This is a genomic window from Variovorax sp. P1_H12_2 (assembly GCF_056405335.1).
This window is the reverse complement of the sequence record NZ_JBFUCI010000105.1, coordinates 1-16,373: the sequence shown is the minus strand read 5'-3', so window position 1 is coordinate 16,373 and position 16,373 is coordinate 1. Positions and strand designations below refer to the sequence as shown.

Annotated in this window: 19 protein-coding genes; 1 reads left to right on the top strand and 18 read right to left on the bottom strand. The window is 68.6% G+C overall.

The genetic code is table 11. The features are described from left to right. The 6 genes from AC1D2K_RS13205 to AC1D2K_RS13180 form a co-directional block, all read right to left on the bottom strand. A partial coding sequence (locus AC1D2K_RS13205; protein WP_478089285.1) for an ABC transporter ATP-binding protein occupies positions 1 to 854 on the bottom strand: 854 nt, incomplete at its 3' end. A gap of 8 nt (positions 855 to 862) precedes the next feature. Beyond that, positions 863 to 1,738, bottom strand: coding sequence for an ABC transporter permease (locus tag AC1D2K_RS13200; protein WP_478089284.1), 876 nt, complete (start codon positions 1,736 to 1,738; stop codon positions 863 to 865). 5 nt (positions 1,739 to 1,743) lie between these two features. Then, positions 1,744 to 2,703 (bottom strand): ABC transporter permease, encoded by a 960-nt coding sequence (locus AC1D2K_RS13195; RefSeq protein ID WP_478089283.1) that lies wholly within the window; start codon positions 2,701 to 2,703, stop codon positions 1,744 to 1,746. A gap of 9 nt (positions 2,704 to 2,712) precedes the next feature. Further along, positions 2,713 to 3,789 carry a tartrate dehydrogenase gene (locus AC1D2K_RS13190; protein ID WP_478089282.1) on the bottom strand — a complete coding sequence of 359 codons (1,077 nt, stop codon included), beginning with the start codon at positions 3,787 to 3,789 and terminating at the stop codon, positions 2,713 to 2,715. A gap of 237 nt (positions 3,790 to 4,026) precedes the next feature. After that, entirely contained in the window at positions 4,027 to 4,431 is a 405-nt protein-coding gene (locus tag AC1D2K_RS13185) for a DUF2784 domain-containing protein (protein ID WP_478089286.1), read from the bottom strand. A gap of 36 nt (positions 4,432 to 4,467) precedes the next feature. Next, complete coding sequence (locus AC1D2K_RS13180; RefSeq protein WP_478089281.1) at positions 4,468 to 5,862, bottom strand: MFS transporter; 1,395 nt, start codon at positions 5,860 to 5,862, stop codon at positions 4,468 to 4,470. A 91-nt stretch (positions 5,863 to 5,953) separates the two neighbouring features. Here AC1D2K_RS13180 and AC1D2K_RS13175 point away from each other — a divergent pair, with 91 nt between their 5' ends. Next, positions 5,954 to 6,925 (top strand): LysR family transcriptional regulator, encoded by a 972-nt coding sequence (locus AC1D2K_RS13175; protein WP_478089280.1) that lies wholly within the window; start codon positions 5,954 to 5,956, stop codon positions 6,923 to 6,925. A 30-nt stretch (positions 6,926 to 6,955) separates the two neighbouring features. Here the strand turns inward: AC1D2K_RS13175 and AC1D2K_RS13170 are convergent, their stop codons facing one another. From AC1D2K_RS13170 to AC1D2K_RS13115, 12 genes are all read right to left on the bottom strand, one after another. Continuing rightward, entirely contained in the window at positions 6,956 to 7,147 is a 192-nt protein-coding gene (locus AC1D2K_RS13170) for a 2-hydroxymuconate tautomerase (RefSeq protein ID WP_286526486.1), read from the bottom strand. A gap of 10 nt (positions 7,148 to 7,157) precedes the next feature. After that, a complete protein-coding gene (gene dmpH, locus AC1D2K_RS13165; RefSeq protein WP_478089279.1) occupies positions 7,158 to 7,946 on the bottom strand; it encodes a 2-oxo-3-hexenedioate decarboxylase in 789 nt (262 codons plus the stop codon). Further along, positions 7,943 to 8,989 carry a 4-hydroxy-2-oxovalerate aldolase gene (gene dmpG, locus AC1D2K_RS13160; protein ID WP_478089278.1) on the bottom strand — a complete coding sequence of 349 codons (1,047 nt, stop codon included), beginning with the start codon at positions 8,987 to 8,989 and terminating at the stop codon, positions 7,943 to 7,945. The genes dmpH and dmpG overlap by 4 nt, the downstream gene beginning before the upstream one ends. Positions 8,990 to 9,000: 11 nt before the next feature. Next, positions 9,001 to 9,912 carry an acetaldehyde dehydrogenase (acetylating) gene (locus AC1D2K_RS13155; RefSeq protein ID WP_478089277.1) on the bottom strand — a complete coding sequence of 304 codons (912 nt, stop codon included), beginning with the start codon at positions 9,910 to 9,912 and terminating at the stop codon, positions 9,001 to 9,003. A 13-nt stretch (positions 9,913 to 9,925) separates the two neighbouring features. Further along, positions 9,926 to 10,708, bottom strand: coding sequence for a 2-oxopent-4-enoate hydratase (gene dmpE, locus AC1D2K_RS13150; RefSeq protein WP_478089276.1), 783 nt, complete (start codon positions 10,706 to 10,708; stop codon positions 9,926 to 9,928). Between the two features lie 23 nt (positions 10,709 to 10,731). Beyond that, on the bottom strand, positions 10,732 to 11,589 hold the full coding sequence (locus AC1D2K_RS13145; protein WP_478089275.1) for an alpha/beta fold hydrolase: 858 nt from the start codon (positions 11,587 to 11,589) through the stop codon (positions 10,732 to 10,734). After that, positions 11,570 to 13,024: a 2-hydroxymuconic semialdehyde dehydrogenase gene (locus AC1D2K_RS13140; RefSeq protein ID WP_478089274.1), complete on the bottom strand. Its 1,455-nt coding sequence runs from the start codon at positions 13,022 to 13,024 to the stop codon at positions 11,570 to 11,572. Before AC1D2K_RS13140 ends, AC1D2K_RS13145 begins: the two co-directional genes overlap by 20 nt. A gap of 10 nt (positions 13,025 to 13,034) precedes the next feature. Continuing rightward, a complete protein-coding gene (locus tag AC1D2K_RS13135) occupies positions 13,035 to 13,967 on the bottom strand; it encodes a catechol 2,3-dioxygenase (protein ID WP_478089273.1) in 933 nt (310 codons plus the stop codon). 28 nt (positions 13,968 to 13,995) lie between these two features. After that, on the bottom strand, positions 13,996 to 14,337 hold the full coding sequence (locus tag AC1D2K_RS13130) for a 2Fe-2S iron-sulfur cluster binding domain-containing protein (protein WP_478089272.1): 342 nt from the start codon (positions 14,335 to 14,337) through the stop codon (positions 13,996 to 13,998). A gap of 224 nt (positions 14,338 to 14,561) precedes the next feature. After that, the gene (locus AC1D2K_RS13125) at positions 14,562 to 15,620 is read right to left on the bottom strand and encodes a 2Fe-2S iron-sulfur cluster-binding protein (RefSeq protein ID WP_478089271.1); all 1,059 of its coding nucleotides are present in this window, start codon (positions 15,618 to 15,620) and stop codon (positions 14,562 to 14,564) included. 19 nt (positions 15,621 to 15,639) lie between these two features. Next, the gene (locus tag AC1D2K_RS13120; protein WP_478089270.1) at positions 15,640 to 16,002 is read right to left on the bottom strand and encodes a phenol hydroxylase subunit P4; all 363 of its coding nucleotides are present in this window, start codon (positions 16,000 to 16,002) and stop codon (positions 15,640 to 15,642) included. A 30-nt stretch (positions 16,003 to 16,032) separates the two neighbouring features. Continuing rightward, positions 16,033 to 16,373 (bottom strand): YHS domain-containing protein (locus AC1D2K_RS13115; RefSeq protein WP_478089269.1); only part of this gene is annotated, 341 nt, incomplete at its 5' end.

The window sequence follows — 16,373 nt, the reverse complement described above, 5'->3', positions numbered from 1 at the left end:
GGACAGCCCGGCGGCAGGTCCACCAGTTCGGGCACGCTGCCGCGGATGGTGGCGAGCTTGAGGCCGCGCGGGGCGCCCAGCGCCGGCCGGGCCGCGAACAGGCCGCGGGTGTAGGGGTGGGCGCGCTCGGCGAAGACCGCGGCGGTCGGGCCGCTCTCGACCACGCTGCCGCCGTACATCACGAGCATCTTCGAGACGCTTTCGGCGATCACGCCGAGGTCGTGCGAGATCAGGATCAGCGCCATGCCCATCTCCGCGACCAGGCGCTGGATCAGGTCCAGCACCTGCTTCTGGATGGTCACGTCGAGCGCGGTGGTGGGCTCGTCGGCGATCAGCAGGTCCGGCCCGCAGGCCAGCGCCATCGCGATGCCGATGCGCTGCCGCTGCCCGCCCGAGAACTGGTGCGGATAGGCGTCGAGCCGCGAGGCCGCGTCCGGGATGCCGACCCGCTCGAGCAGCGCCAGCGCYTCCTTGCGCGCCTCGGCCTTGGACACGCCGCGRTGCAGCCGCAGCGGCTCCCCGACCTGGCGCCCGATGGTGTGCAGCGGGTTCAGCGCCGTCATCGGCTCCTGGAAGATCATGCCGATGCGGTCGCCGCGCAGCTTGCACATCTCGCGCTCGGGCAGGCCGACCAGCTCGGTGCCGTCGAAGCGGATGCTGCCGCTSACCTTGGCGCTCGAYGGCAGCAGGCCCATCAGCGACTGCACCGTGATCGACTTGCCGCAGCCCGAYTCGCCGACGATGCCCAGCGTCTCGCCGCGCTCGAGCGAAAAGGAGATGCCGCGCACGGCTTCGGCCGGGCCGCGCTGGGTCTGCAGCTGCACACGGAGATCGTTGACTTCGAGAAGTGGCATGTCGTGGTTCAGCGGGCGCGKGCGAGGCGYGGRTCCAGGAGGTCYCGAAGACCGTCGCCGAGCAGGTTCAGGCCCAGCACCGCGAACGCGATCGCCAGGCCGGGGAAGACGGCCAGCAGCGGCTGCTGGAACATCAGCGTCTGGGCCTCGCTGAGCATGCGGCCCCACGAGGGYTGCGGCGGCTGGGTGCCCAGGCCGAGGTACGACAGCGCCGCCTCGGCCAGGATCGCGATCGCGAAGCGGATGGTGATCTGCACGATCAGCACGGCCGAGATGTTCGGCAGCACGTGCTGCAGCGTGATCGCCAGCGGCCCCTTGCCGCAGGCGCGCGCGGCGGCGATGWACTCGCGCGACCAGATGGCGTTGGCCGAGGCGCGCGTGATGCGCGCGAAGGTCGGGATGTTGTAGATGCCGATGGCRACGATCGCGTTGACGATGCCGGCGCCGAACACCGCCGTCATCATGATGGCCGAGAGGATGGCCGGGAAGGCGAGCGAGAAGTCGGCGAAGCGCATGATGGCYTCCTCGACCCAGCCGCGSCGCGCCGCCGCGAGCAGGCCCAGCGCGGTGCCGACCACGAGGCCGATGCCSACSGCGATCACGCCGACMAGGATCGACGCCCGGGCACCGACCAGCAGCAGCGAGGCGACATCRCGCCCKAAGGCGTCGGTGCCCAGCCAGTGCCTGGCCGAGGGCGCCTGCATCTTGTTGGCCATGTCCATCTCGTACGGCGACCAGGGCGTCCAGACCAGCGAGACGGCCGCGGCCAGGATCAGCAGCAGGCTCAGGACGGCGCCGATCGTGAAGCTGCGGTGGTGCAGCGCGCGGCGCCAGAAGCCCGGCGCCTTGGGCGCGGCGCCGCCGCCCGGGACGGTGATGGTCATGGCGCTCATATGTCGCTGGCCTTGATGCGCGGGTCGATCACGGCATAGAGCACGTCGACCACGAAGTTGACGAACACCACCAGCGCCGCCAGCAGCATCACGCAGTTGCGCACCACGATCAGGTCGCGGTTGCTGATGGCCTGGAAGATCAGCCGGCCCAGGCCCGGCAGGTAGAACACGTTCTCGATCACGATGGTGCCCGCGAGCAGCTCGGAGAACTGCATGCCCATCACGGTGACGACCGGAATGAGCGCGTTGCGCAGCACATGCAGCCAGAGCACGGCGCGCTGCGACACGCCCTTGGCGCGCGCGGTGCGCACGAAGTCCTCGCGCATCACCTCGAGCACCGCCGAGCGCGTGATGCGCGCCAGGATCGCGGCCTGCACCACCGCCAGCGACAGCGCCGGCAGCAGCAGCGCCTTGATGCCGCCCAGCACGCCCGCGGCGCCTTCGCCCCAGCCGTCGAAGCCGCCGGCGGAGAACCACTGCAGCTTCACGGAGAACAGGAGAATCAGCAGGATCGCGAACCAGAAGTTCGGAACGGCGATGCCCACCTGCGTCAGGCTCATCAACCCGACGTCGCCGAGCTTGTTGTGGCGCGCCGCGGCCGTCACGCCGACCAGCAGCGCCAGCGCCGTGGTGAGGCTCATCGCCAGCACCGCCAGCGGGATGGTCAGCGCGAGCCGTTCCAGGATCAGGTCGAGCACCGGCGAGCCGTAGGCGTAGCTGTCGCCGAGGTTGCCGGTCAGCAGGCCGCCGATCCAGTGCCAGTAGCGCGTCCAGGCCGGCTGGTCCAGGCCCAGCTTGGTGGCCAGCGCGGCCACCGCGTCGGGCGAGGCGTCCGGGCCCATGAGCATCTGCGCGGCATTGCCGGGCAGGATCTCGAGGACCAGGAAGACGATGACCGAAGCGCCGATCAGCGTGCCGACCAGCGTGGCCAGGCGCTTGAGAAGGAAGAGTCCCATCTCAGTGGGTCATATGCAGCTGGCGATGGCGCGGCCCACGTCCACCGTGGTCGCGGTGCCGCCCATGTCCCGGGTCCGGGGACCGTCGGTCAGCACGGTCTCGATGGCGGAGAGGATCGACGCCGAGGCCTGCGCATAGACGCTGTCGCCGTTGCCCAGGTGGTCCAGCATCAGGGCGGCGGACCAGATCTGGCCGATCGGATTGGCCACGCCCTTGCCGGCGATGTCGGGCGCGGAGCCATGCACCGGCTCGAACAGCGACGGGAAGCGGCGCTCGGGATTCAGGTTGGCGGACGGTGCGATGCCGATGGTTCCGGTGCAGGCGGGGCCCAGGTCGGACAGGATGTCGCCGAAGAGATTGGAGGCCACGACGACGTCGAACCAGTCGGGATGCTGCACGAAGTGCGCGCACAGGATGTCGATGTGGAACTTGCTGGTGGCGATGTCGGGATAGCGCTTGGCCATCTCCGCCAGCCGCTCGTCCCAGTACGGCATGGTGACCGAGATGCCGTTCGACTTGGTGGCCGCCACGAGGTTCTTGCGCGGCCGCTTGCTGGCGAGCTCGTAGGCGTACTCAAGGATCCGGTCGACCCCGACGCGCGTGAACACGGCCTCCTGGATCGCCATCTCGCGGGGCGTGCCTTCGAACAGCCGGCCGCCCACCGAGGTGTACTCGCCCTCGGTGTTCTCGCGCACCACGAAAAAATCGATGTCGCCCGGCTTGCGGTGTGCGAGCGGTCCGGGCACGCCCGGCATCAGGCGCACCGGGCGCAGGTTCACGTACTGGTCGAAGTCCCGGCGGATCTTGATCAGCAGGCCCCAGACCGCGATGTGGTCGGGCACCTTGTCCGGGGCACCGACGGCGCCGAAGTAGATCGCGTCGTGGCCCTGGATGTGCTCGGCCCAGTCGGCGGGCATCATCAGCCCGTGGCGGACGTAGTGGTCGGAGCCCCAGTCGAAATGGTCGAAGCCGAACTCGATGCCGAAGCGGCGACCCACGGCGTCGAGCACGCGCAGACCTTCAGGCACCACTTCGATTCCGATGCCATCCCCCGGGACGACGGCGATTCTGTGTTTTCTTTGCATCGATCAAGCACCCGCTTCAAAACTGTTTCGATTCCGGCCCCCGCGAATGTGACGCGGGCATGACTCGAAGAAGTCTAGAACCCGGGCCGTGCGGCCAGATCGGGGTTGATACGTACTTTGCCTTGCCAAAATCAGAAGGCCATTGGGCAAGGTCTTCGAATGAAAGGCCGTGTTTTCGCGATGGAAAAAGAGGGTTCGCCTTCTGTCTATTAGAAGGCTCGCCCGCGGCCGGGGCGCCTATTCGGGGGGCGACGACTCTTTCGCCGACCTCCCGGAGGCCGCCCGGGCGCGCCTCGCGATAAGCAGCGCATAGACGATTCCGTTGAGCAGCGCGACCCCGACGCCCGCCGCGACCTGGGTCGGACGCGTCAAACCTTCCGGGTAGATCGTGCCGAGCAGGTAGTGGTCGATGAAGCCGCCGCTGTAGCCCGCCTCGCCGGCGCTGCGGCGCAACGCGATCTCGAGCGGCGTCAGCGGACAATCCCAGCCTGTCACCGCCACGCAGGCGGCCCAGGCGACTGCCGGGAGGTGCAGCCAGGCCAGCCTCGGCCAGCGCCAGACCAGCAGGCCGCCCAGCACCGCGAACAGGATGAACAGGCCGTGCAGCAGCAGCACGGCGTCGGCCAGCAGGCGGTCGGTCATTCCCATGGAGGGAATGCTAACGGTGGCGGCGGAACTTCAGGAGGGAGCCTGGCGGTAGACAGGCTGTTCGAGGCCTTGTCGCACACCTCCCTGCGGCAACCACCGGCAGGCCAGCAGCGCCAGCAGGACGGCGCCGGCCGCGCAGCCGAAGACCGGTTGCAGCCCGTGGCCCCAGGCGGCCAGCAAGGCCACGCCGGACGCCCCGCCGAGGCTGCGCAGCATGATCGGTGCCGCCGTGGCGATCCCCATGTGCTGCACCGGCGAGACCCGTTGCGCCACCACGGTGACGATCGGAAAGAGCAGGCCCAGCCCGAAGCCCAGCGGCAGCAAGCTGGCAGAAAGCGCCAGCGCCGCATCCGGAAGCCAGCGCAGCACGGCGATCAGCAAACCGAAAGACAGCAGCATCAGCATGCAGGCCGTCCGCGCCAGCCTGGCGGCAGGCCTCTGCGCCCGCAGCAGCTTGCCGCTGGTCACGGCGGCCACCGTGATGCCCACCATCAACGGCAGCAGATGCCAGGCCGATGCCGTGGGCGACAGGTGCAGGCCGGCCTGCAGGTACTGAGGCAGGAAAACCACCGCCGCATACAGCGCGACGCCCGTGGTCATTCCTATGAAGCTGACCGCCGCATAGGCCGGGCGGGCGAACAGCGGCAACGGCAGCAAGGGGTGCGCGGCACGGCGCTGCCGCCACAGGAAGCCCAGCGTGAACGTGGCGCCGAGCGCCAGCAGCAGCCGGAGCGAGATACGCTCGGGCAGGTTCAGCTTCCCGTGCTGCGTGGCCAGCAGGAGGCTCACGAGCGCGGTCGTGAGCAGCATGGCGCCGAGCCAGTCGATGCGAGGACGCGGGCCCTGCTGCACCGACGCCAGCTTCGGCGGCAAGGTCAGGGCCAGCACGCTCCAGGCCAATGCCGCCAGCGGGACGTTCAGCCAGAAAGCCCAGTGCCACGACAGATGCTGCACCAGTGCGCCGCCCACGAGCGGTCCGAACAGGGTCGAGACGCCGTAGGCCGCGCCCAGCAAGGCCTGATAACGGCCGCGCTCCTCGGGCGCGACCAGGTCGGGCACGGTCAACATGGTCAAGGTCATCAGGCCGCCTCCGCCCGCGCCTTGCAGCGCCCGCGCGAGCACCAGCTGGCGCACGTCGTGGCTCGCTCCGCAGGCCAGCGAACCCAGCAGGAACAGGCCGATCGCCAGCAGCAGCATCGGCTTCTTGCCCAGCACGTCGGCCAGCCGGCCGTACAACAGGATGACCACGGTGGCGGCCAGCAGGTAGGCGGAGAACGCCCACGCCAGCGGCCATCCGCCGGCGAGTTCATGCGCCATCACGGGCAGCGCCGTCGAGAGGATGGTCTGGTCCAGCGCGGCCAGGACGAGCGTCAGCACGAGCATGGCGAACGGCAGCAGCGCGGACGGCCTGTCTTGTTTTTTCATTGGGTGCGTGGGGTCGAGCAGAGCGAGGGGCGCCAGTGTCCGCAGCGGCATCGATTTTGTACAGTGCAATGAATCGAACATATGATTTCGTATGGCGAACACCTACGACCTCAACCTGCTGACCGCGCTGGATGCCCTGCTGGCCACCGGCAGCGTGACGGCGGCGGCGGCGCGCATGCACCTGAGCACGCCCGCCATGAGCCATACGCTGGCGCGCATCCGCGAAGCCTTCGACGATCCGATCCTGGTACGGGCGGGCCGCAAGCTCGTGCCCACGCCGCGCGCGCTGGCACTGGTGGAGCCGGTATGCGCGCTGCTGGCCCAGGCGCAGGCGCTGCGCGCACCGGTCGACGCGCAAGGCCTGGCGTCGGTCAAACGGCGCTTCGTCGTTCGGGCACCCGAGGGGATCGCGGTGGTGTTCGGGGCCAGCCTGTCGCGCGCGCTGGAGATCGACATGCCGCTGGCCATGCTGCAGTTCCTGCCTGAAACGCATGTCGACCCGGGCGCCCTGCGCGAAGGGCGGCTCGACCTCGACGTCGGCAGCTTCCGGAGCACCGATCCCGAAACCGAGACCCAGGTGCTGTCGCAGCAGACGCTGGTGGGCGCGGTTCGCACGGGTCACCCGTTGCTGAAGCCGGGCAAGAAGAAGAACCTCATGACGGCGCAACGCTTTGCCGCCGCGCGCCATGTCGGCGTGACGCCGCGTTCGGGCGAAGTCTCCGCCGTCGACACGGCGCTGGAGCAACTCGGGCTCGAACGGCATGTGGCGCTGCTCGTGCCCAGTTCCTTCTCGGCGCTGATCGCCGCCTCGCGCACCGACCTCGTGGCCAGCGTGTCCGAGCGCACGGCGCGCGGGATGGCGGCCTCGCTCGGACTGCAGGTGTTCGAGCTGCCGGTTCCCGTGCCGTCCGAGGCCATGCGCATGGCCTGGCACCCGCGTCAAGGCGCCGACCCGGCGCATCGATGGCTGCGCGAGTGCATGCAGCGGGTGCTCAATGAACCGCGCTGGATCGTTCCGTCGGTCGCATCGCTGGCGACGGGAGCGAACAAGGGCGTCGTTTGAGAGATCGCCCGGGCGTGCGGCGGAAGGTTTCTAACGCCCCAGGTCCTTGGCGCTGACGCCGGCGATGCCCCAGTTCTCCTTGGGCACGTCGTGCAGCCAGACGCGCACGTTCTCCTTGGGCGCGCCGACCGCTTCCACGATCGCGTGCGTGACCTTTTCGATCAGCGCCCGCTTCTGTTCCTCGCTCCGGCCTTCGATGAGATAGATCTGTGCAAAGGGCATGCAGTCTCCTTCAGGTGAATCGCAGGYCGACGCTGCCCATGCCCTGCACCTTGAGCGTGACCGAATCGCCGGCCTTCACCGCGACCGCTTCGGTGATGCCGCCCGAGAGAATCAGCGTGCCGGCCGGGATCTCCTCGCCGCGTGCCCCCAGGTGATTGGCCAGCATCGCGATCGCCGCGGCCRGATGGCCCAGCACCGCGGCGCCGGCGCCGAAAGCCACCGGCTCGCCGTTCTTTTCGAGCACGATGCCGACCGTGCGCAGGTCGATCTCGGAGGCCGGCCTCGGGCGACCGCCGACGACGAAGCGCGAGGCGGAGGTGTTGTCGGCCACCACGCTCTTCAAGTCGAACTTGAAGTCGCGGTAGCGGCTGTCGATCACTTCGATCCCGGGCAGCACGAAATCGGTCGCCGCGAGCACCGCGCCGATGTGGCAGCCCGGTCCCTTGAGCGGGGCGCGGGTCACGAACGCGATCTCGGGCTCCACCTTGGGATGGATCAGTTCGGCCATGCGGCACTCGCCGCCTTCGGGCACGGCGTAGTTGTCGGCCATGAAGCCGAACACCGGCGTGGTGACGCCCATCTGCTTCATCTTCGCGTGCGAGGTCAGGCCGGCCTTGAGGCCGATGATGCGATGGCCGCGCGCGAGCTTGCGCCGCCGGATCTCGTTCTGGATGGCATAGGCATCGTCCCAGTCCATCTGGGGGTACTCGTCGGTGATCTTCGGCGTGTCCTGCGCATTGAGTTCGCAGCGCTCCAGATGCTCGGCGAGGGCCGAGATCGTGTCGGGGTCGAGCTTCATGCCGCCACCCCCTGCGCTGCGGCCTTGCGGGCCCGTGCGAGCGTCATCGCCGTGTCCTCGATCATGTCTTCCTGGCCGCCGACCATGCCGCGCCGCCCGAGTTCGACCAGGATCTCGCGCGCCGGCACGCCGTGCTTGGCCTCGGCGCGCTTGGCGAACAGCAGGAAGGACGAATAGACGCCCGCGTAGCCCAGCGTCAGCGAGTCGCGGTCGACCCGGATGATGTGATCCATGATCGGCACCACGCGGTCTTCTGCGACGTCCTGGATGCGGAACACGTCGACGCCGGTCTCGATGCCCATGCGGTCGCACACCGCGACGAAGACTTCCATCGGCGTGTTGCCTGCGCCCGCGCCCAGCCCCGCGGCGGCGGCAGCGATCCGGTTGGCGCCCGCCTCGACCGCGGCGATCGAATTGGCGACGCCCATCGCCAGGTTGTGATGGCCGTGGAAGCCGAGTTCGGTGCCGGGCTTCAAGGCCGCGCGGACCGCGCCGATGCGCGCCTTCACGTCATCGGGGAGCATGTAGCCGGCGGAGTCGGTCACGTAGATGCAGTTGGCGCCGTAGCCTTCCATCAGCAGCGCCTGGCTCACCAGCTTCTCGGGGCTGGCCATGTGCGCCATCATCAGGAAACCCACCGTGTCCATGTCGAGCTTGCGCGCCATCGTGATGTGCTGTTCCGACACATCGGCCTCGGTGCAGTGCGTCGCGACGCGCACCGTGTGCACCCCCACGCCGTGCGCCATGCGCAGGTGGTCGACCGTTCCGATGCCGGGAATCAGCAGCGCCGAGACCTTGGCCTTCTTCATGAGCGGGATCACCGCGCCGAGGTACTCCTCGTCGCTGTGGGCCGGGAAGCCGTAGTTGACCGAACTGCCGCCCAGCCCGTCGCCGTGCGTCACTTCGATCAGCGGCACGCCGGCTTCGTCGAGGCCGGCGGCGATGTGGCGCATCTGGTCCAGCGTCATGAGATGGCGCTTGGGGTGCATGCCATCGCGCAGCGTCATGTCATGGACCGTGATGCGTTTTCCTTCGAGATTCATCGGGGGGCCTCCTAGGCTGCAGCGGTTTCGGGTTGGCGTTCGCCGGCCAGCATCGCTTCGGCGAACATCTCCGCCGTGCGCGCCGCGGCGGCGGTCATGATGTCGAGGTTGCCGGCGTACTTGGGCAGATAGTCGCCCAGCCCCTCGACCTCGAGGTAGATCGACACGCGCTTGCCGTCGAACACGGGCCCGTTCACGAGCTTGTAGCCCGGCACGTACTTCTGGACCTCGGCGATCATCCGGTGCACCGAGGCCGTGATGCGCGCGGGGTCGGGTTCGTCTTCGGTGAGGCAGTGCACGGTGTCTCGCATGATCAGCGGCGGCTCGGCGGGGTTGACGATGATGATCGCCTTGCCCCTGGCGGCGCCGCCGACCTGCTCCACCGCGGCGGCCGTGGTGCGGGTGAACTCGTCGATGTTCCTGCGCGTGCCGGGGCCGACCGAGCGGCTCGACACGGTCGCGACGATCTCGCCGTAGGCCACGGCCTGCACCTGCGAGACCGCGGCCACCATCGGGATCGTGGCCTGTCCGCCGCAGGTCACCATGTTGACGTTCATCGGCGCGTCGCGCAGCTGGTCCTTCAGGTTGACCGGCGGCACGCAGAACGGCCCGATCGCCGCCGGCGTGAGGTCGATCATCCGCACGCCGAGCGCGTTGAGCTTGCGCGAGTTCTCGGCGTGCACATAGGCGCTGGTGGCGTCGAAGGCGATCCGGATGTCGTCGGCCTGCACGTGCGGCAGCAGCCCGTCGACGCCTTCGGCGGTGGTCTTGAGGCCCATCTCGCGGGCCCGCAGCAGACCGTCGGACGCGGGGTCGATGCCGACCATCCACACGGGTTCGAGCAGCGCGCTGCGCTGCAGCTTGGCCAGCAGGTCAGTGCCGATGTTGCCCGGCCCGATCAGGGCGCACTTGATCTTCTTCATGGGTGTGTGTCCTTCAATGGAAGCGAACCGAGCAGCCGCCGAGGCCGCCGATGGAAACGCGGAAGTTGTCGCCCGCGGCGGCGGGGAACATGGCGGCCAGCGCACCCGACAGGATGACTTCGCCGGCCTTGAGTCCGATGCCCAGCTTGCCGAGCGTGTTGGCGAGCCAGGCGACCGCATTGACCGGCGAGCCGAGGGCGGCGGCGCCGGCGCCGGTGGCGATGATCTCGCCGTTCTTCTCGAGCACCATGCCGCAGGTGCCGAGGTCGATCCTGCGCGGGTCGACCGCGCTGTCGCCCAGCACGAAGACGCCGCAGGAGGCGTTGTCGGCCACGGTGTCGGCGATCTTGATCTTCCAGTCGCGGATGCGCGAATCGACGATCTCGAAGCAGGGCATGACGCATTCGGTGGCCGCCAGCACGTCGGCGTTGCCGATGCCCGGCCCCATCAGGTCGCGCTTGAGGAGGAAAGCGATCTCGCCCTCGGCCTTGGGCTGGATCAGCGTCCGGCTGTCGATGGATTCGCCTTCGCCGACGATCATGCCGTCGAGCAGGTAGCCGAAGTCGGGCTGGAAGACGCCGAGCATGTTCATCACGGCGCGCGAGGTGACGCCGATCTTCTTGCCGACGATCCGCTCGCCGGCATCGAGCCGGCGCGCGATCATGCGCTGCTGCACGTGGTAGGCATCCTCGATGGTGATGCCCTCGTGGCGGTGGGTGAGCGGCTCCACGACCTGGCGGTCGCGCAGCGCGGCGTAGAGCTCGTCGCCGAGCTGGTGGATGAGTGCGGTGTCCATGGTGGGCATGTGGTTGAGATGAATCAGTCGGCCTCGGCGAGGAAGTCGCCGACCAGCCGTGCAAAGCGGCCGCTGTGCTCGATCTGCGTCCAGTGGCCGCAGTGGCCGAACACATGCAGCTGGCTGTTCGGAATCCAGTCGGCCAGGATCAGCGAGGTGGCGAGCGGAATCACCTGGTCCTCGCGGCCATGGATCACCAGCGTCTCGTGCGGCAAGGCGCGAATCGCCGCCTCCGGACTCGCCATCGCATCGACCCAGCGCTGGCGCGGCGCCGGGAACATCGCGCCGAAGGATTCCTGGAAACCCGGGCGGACGCTGGCTTCGTAGCGCAGCTGCGCCAGCTCGTCGCTGACCAGCGAGCGGTCGTGCGCGAACACGTCCATGATGCGGCGCATGTTCTCGAACGAAGGCGTGTAGCCCCACACGGCGTCGAGCCCCGGCGTGATCGCGAAGGGCACGCCGACGCTGCCCATCAGCACCAGCCGGCGAACCCGGTGCGGCGCCCGGATCGCAAGCGCCAGCGACAGCGCGCCGCCGAACGAGTTGCCCACCACGTCGGCGCGTTCGATGTCCAGCGCATCCAAAAGGTCCAGCGCCTGCCGCACCCAGGTGTCCATCGTGTAGGCGATGCCCTGCGGACGGTCGGTGTAGCCGAAGCCGGCCATGTCGGGTGCGACGACGCGCCGCGTCTTCGCAAGCTCCGGCATCGCGAGGCGCCAGTTGGCCCAGGCGCTGACGCCCGGGCCCGAGCCGTGGATGAAGAGGACCGGCGCGCCCTCCCCCAGGTCGTGCACGTTGGTATCGAAGGCGCCGGTGCGCACGYGCTGCCCGATCTCCGGATTGCTCATGGCCGCCCGCCCCTCATAGCTTGATGCAGACATTGCGAAGTTCCGTGTAGAACTCGAGCGAGTGCACGCCGCCCTCGCGGCCGATCCCCGAGGCCTTGGCGCCGCCGAAGGCGGTTCGCAGGTCGCGCAGGAACCAGCTGTTGATCCAGCAGATGCCGACCTCGATCTGTTTCGCCATGCGGTGTGCCCTGCCCAGGTTCTCGGTCCATACCGTGGTGGCGAGGCCGTAGTCGGTGGCGTTGGCCAGCGCGACGGCTTCTTCCTCGGTGTCGAAGGGCGCGATGTGGCAGCACGGGCCGAAGATCTCCTCGCGAATGACGGCGGCCGTCTCGGGCAGGCCGGTCCAGATCGTCGGCTGCACCCAGTGGCCTTCGGCCAGCGCGCCCTTCATCTGCGGCACGCCGCCGCCGGTGACCACGGTGGCGCCTTCGTCCTTCGCCTTCTGGTAGTAGGAGAGCACCTTCTGCTGGTGCTCGCGCGAGATCAGCGGCCCGAGGTTCACGCCGGCTTCCTCGGAGGGCCCGAGCTTCAATGCCTCGGCCTTGGCCTTCAGCGCGGCGACGAAGCGGTCGAAGATCGGCCGCTGCACATAGACGCGCTCGGTGCCCAGGCAGACCTGGCCGCAGTTCTCGAACGCCGCGCGCGTGATGCCGGCCACCGCCTTCTCGAAATCGGCGTCGGCGAAGACGATGCCCGCGTTCTTGCCGCCGAGCTCGAAGGACACCGGGCGCACGCCCTTCGCCGCCGCAGCCATGATGGCCTCGCCGGTGCGCGTCTCGCCCGTGAAGGTGATGCCGTCGACGCCGGGATGGGTCGTGAGGAACTCGCCGGCCGAGTTCGGCCCGAAGCCGTGCACCACGTTGTAGACGCCGGGCGGGATGCCGACCGCGTTCATCACCTCGCCCAGCAGCGTGGCGGTGGCCGGCGTTTCTTCCGACGGCTTGACGATCACGGTGTTGCCGCAGGCCAGCGCCGGCCCGACCTTCCAGGTCATGAGCAGCAAGGGCAGGTTCCACGGGCAGACCACGCCGATCACGCCCAGCGGCGAACGGAGCGCGTAGTTGAGCGCCTGGCCGCCGTCGGGCGTGGTGGTCTCGAAGGTCTCGGTCGGGACGTTCTTCACGATGTCCGCGAAGACCTTGAAGTTCGCCGCGCCGCGCGGGATGTCGATGTGCGAGGCCAGCGCATGCGGCTTGCCGGTGTCGGCCATCTCGGCCGCCAGGAAGTCGTCGAAGCGGCGGTTGATCTCGTCGGCCACGGCATGCAGCAGCTCGACGCGCCGCGCCACGCTCATGCGGCCCCACTCGCCCTGGAGCGCCGCACGGGCCGCGCGCACGGCCGCATCGACCTCGGCGGCGCCGGCTTCGTGGACGCGGCCGAGCAGCCGGTTGTCGGCCGGCGCGCGGTTGTCGAAGGTCTTCGAGGTGGCGACGAAGTCGCCGTTGATGAAGTTGAGGTAGTTCTTCACGGCCGATCCTTCAGGTCACCACGGAGAGGAAGCTCTCGTTGAGCTTGCGGTCGTGATAGAAGATCGCGCGCCCCAGTTCGTCGTCGGTCCAGGTCAGCGGCGGCTTGTCCGGATAGAACACGTAGCCGCCCGAGAACACCTCGTTGCGGTTGCCGCTCGGGTCGAAGAAGTAGATCGTTTCGCCGCGCGTGATGCCATGCCGGGTCGGGCCGATGTCCAGCGAGACGCGCTTCTTGGTGATGATGTCGGCCGCCTTGAGCACCTCGCTCCAGTTGTCGAGCAGGAACGAGGCATGGTGGAACTTGTTCTTCTCCGGATGGCGGATGAAGGCGATGTCGTGCGGCTTGTTCGAGCAGGTCAGGAAGGCGGCGATCGCCATGCGCTCGGGGCCGGCCACCACGCTTTCGGCCAACGAGAAACCCAGCACTTCGGTGAAGAGCTTGATGGTGCCGTCGAGGTCGTCGCCGTACAGCAGGCAGTGGTCGAAGCGCGAAGGCGCCATGCCCTTGAGATCGTCCGGGGAGATCTCGGGGTTCTCGTAGGGCATGCCGTTGCCGACCTTTTCTTTCTCGGCAAAGAGCTCGATCGAGTGGCCGGTCGGCACCGTGAAGCGAAAGCGCTTGCCGGTCCGGAGGTGCTCGCCGGCCTCGATCCATTGCATGTCGGTCGCCAGGCCGCTGGCCTTCAGGTCGGCCGCCAGCTTCTCGAGCGTGGCGGGCGTGTCGACCCGGAAGCCCATGAAGTCCATGCCGGCCGTGTCGGCCTCGCGCAGCACCACGCTGTGGTGGTCATGCTCGTCCCAGGCCTTCAGGTAGATGCGGCCTTGCGCGTCGCGCGCGGTTTCGATCAGGCCCAGCACGTCGCGGTAGTGCTTGAGGGCCGCTTCCAGGTCGAGCACGCGCAGTTGCACGTGGCCCGGTCGCAGTACGCCAGTGAGTGCCATGGGGAGTCTCCTTCAGGTGGTTGGGGTTTCAGGTGGGGGAACGGGGAATCGTGAAATGGCGCTCGATGCAGCGCGCCATCCTGGCGACCGCCTGCAGTTGCAGGTCGCTCTGTGGGTAGGCCCGGCACGCGAGCACATAGCCTGCGGCCTCTTCGTCGGCGCTGATGTGGCTGCGGCTCATGCGCTCGCAGCGCGTGCGGCCGGATTCGATGCGCACCTTGCAGACACCGCAGCCGCCGCCGCGGCAGCCGACCGGGATGCCCTTGCGGCCGAGCTGCTCCATGCCGCCGAGCAGGGTCTGGTCGGTGCGGCAGGCATAGCGCTCCTGCGTGTTGCCGATCGCGACCGAGAAGCAGGGGGTCGGTTCCATCTCAGTGCTCCACCACGCGATCGCGTGACCCGCGACGCATGAAACCGGCGCAGTCCGATACCAGGGATACCGCGGAACCGGCTTTGCCAGGCCGCCGGTATCGCCCCCTCGAGGGGCTGAGGTCCGCGGCTCCAAGCCTGCCTTCGCAGGCTTGGACGGACCCGAAGAGCCGCTGCCTCTGGCAGCGACTCGGGGCGCCGCAGGCGCTTCGGGGGTGTTTCATGCTAGAGCGCCTTGAACAGCGGGCTGCGCGGCGCCGCGGTGGCGGCGTCGGCGGCGGTGAAGAACTTTTCGGTGTAGATGTCGCGCTCGAACAGCCGCCCCTGCATCAGGGTCGAGATGCAGGCCTCGGTCATCGGCGGCGGGCCGCACAGATAGGCCTTGTGGCCGCGGAAGTCGTTCGCGAAATGCGCCTTCAGCGCCTCGTGCGCATAGCCGCGTGCGCCGGTCCAATCGGCATCGGGCGGCAGGTCGGACAGCACAGGCACATAGCTGAAGTTGGGATGCCGCTCCGCGAGCGCCTCGAAGACTTCGCTGAAGTACAGCTCGTCGGGATTGCGCGCGCCCTGGATCAGGGTGATCGGAAGCCGGCAGCCTTCGTTCAGCAGGTCCAGAATCATCGACTTCGGGCTCGACAGGCCCGATCCACCCGCCACGAAGATCATCGGCAGCTGCGCCGACTTGCGCACGAAGAAGCGGCCGTTCGGTGCCGTGAAGCGCAGCCGCTGGCCCACCTGCAGCTCGTCGTGCAGCCAGCCCGTGGCGCGGCCCTCAGGCACGCGGCGGATATGCAGCTCGATCAGGTCTTCATGCGGCGCATTGGCAATCGAGAAGGCGCGCTCGCCCTCGACGCCGGGCACATGCAGCATGACGTACTGGCCGGCCTGGAAGGCGGCGGGCTTGCCGGTGCGCAGCCACAGCCCGCGGATCGTGGGCGTCAGCATGCGTGCTTCCACCAGCTCGGCGTCGAAGTCTTCCAGCGGCAGGAACTGCGCATCGGGATCCTCGTCGATCTCGGCCTCGATCACCAGGTCGCCCTGGGCCAGGGCGCAGCAGGCGAGGATCTTCCCCTCGTCGCGCTCGAAGTCCATCAGCGCGAAGTTGGACGACTCGCCGTGGTCGCACTCGCCTTCGAGCACCTGCACCTTGCAGGTGCCGCAGACGCCGTGCCCGCAGGCGTGGGGCAGCCACACGCCGGCGCGCAGGCAGGCGTCCAATACCGTCTGGCCTTCGCGGGCGGCAATGCCCTGCCCGAGCGGCTCGATCATGATCTGGAAGCTCATGGCGATGTCCTTCGCGGGCTCAGCTGTGCGAGCCCTTGATGCCCTTCAGGCCGGGCACGCGGAAGCGGATCACGGACTTGTGGACCAGGCCGTTGTCGGCCAGCGACTTCGCCGGGTCGGGCACGAAGCGCTTGCCCGAGTCGAACCACTGCGCCTCGGCCCAGTCGATCTTCTCGAAGTCGGGGTGGCTGCCGTAGACGCCGGGCAGCACGTCGCTCAGCAACGCGCCGAACGGCATGGCAGCGGGCAGCGGCAGGCACACGGGCGCACAGAACAGCAGGTGGTCGTCCCAGCCGATGTAGAGCAGGCGGTTGCCGTGGAAGCGGTCTTCGCTGTCCGCGACGGTGCCGGTGTAGCCGGGGGCGAGTGCAACAACTGACATGGGGTTCTCCTGTGTCGGGTTCGATGAGGTTCAGGCAGCCTTCGGCTGCGACGGCTGCGAAGGCTGCGACGGCTGCGTGGACAGGTCCTGCCCGGTCCAGCGCTCCCAGTTCGCCTTGTCCGGCGAGGTGTTGAACTCGCCGTTGTCCGCGCCGGCCTCGATGTGGTAGTACTTCAGCACCGCGGCCAGCGGGTTGAAGCCCGGCACCGTCGGGTCGGTGCCTTCGGGGAAGCAGTTGCCCTGGTAGATCTGGTGCACCGGCAGCCAGGCCTGCACGTACTTCTCGGGCTCGCCGTCGAAGATGTCCTTGCAGCCGTCCGAGCAGAAGTGATGCTTCATGCCGTGGTAGGTGCTCTCGCGATAGCAGATCC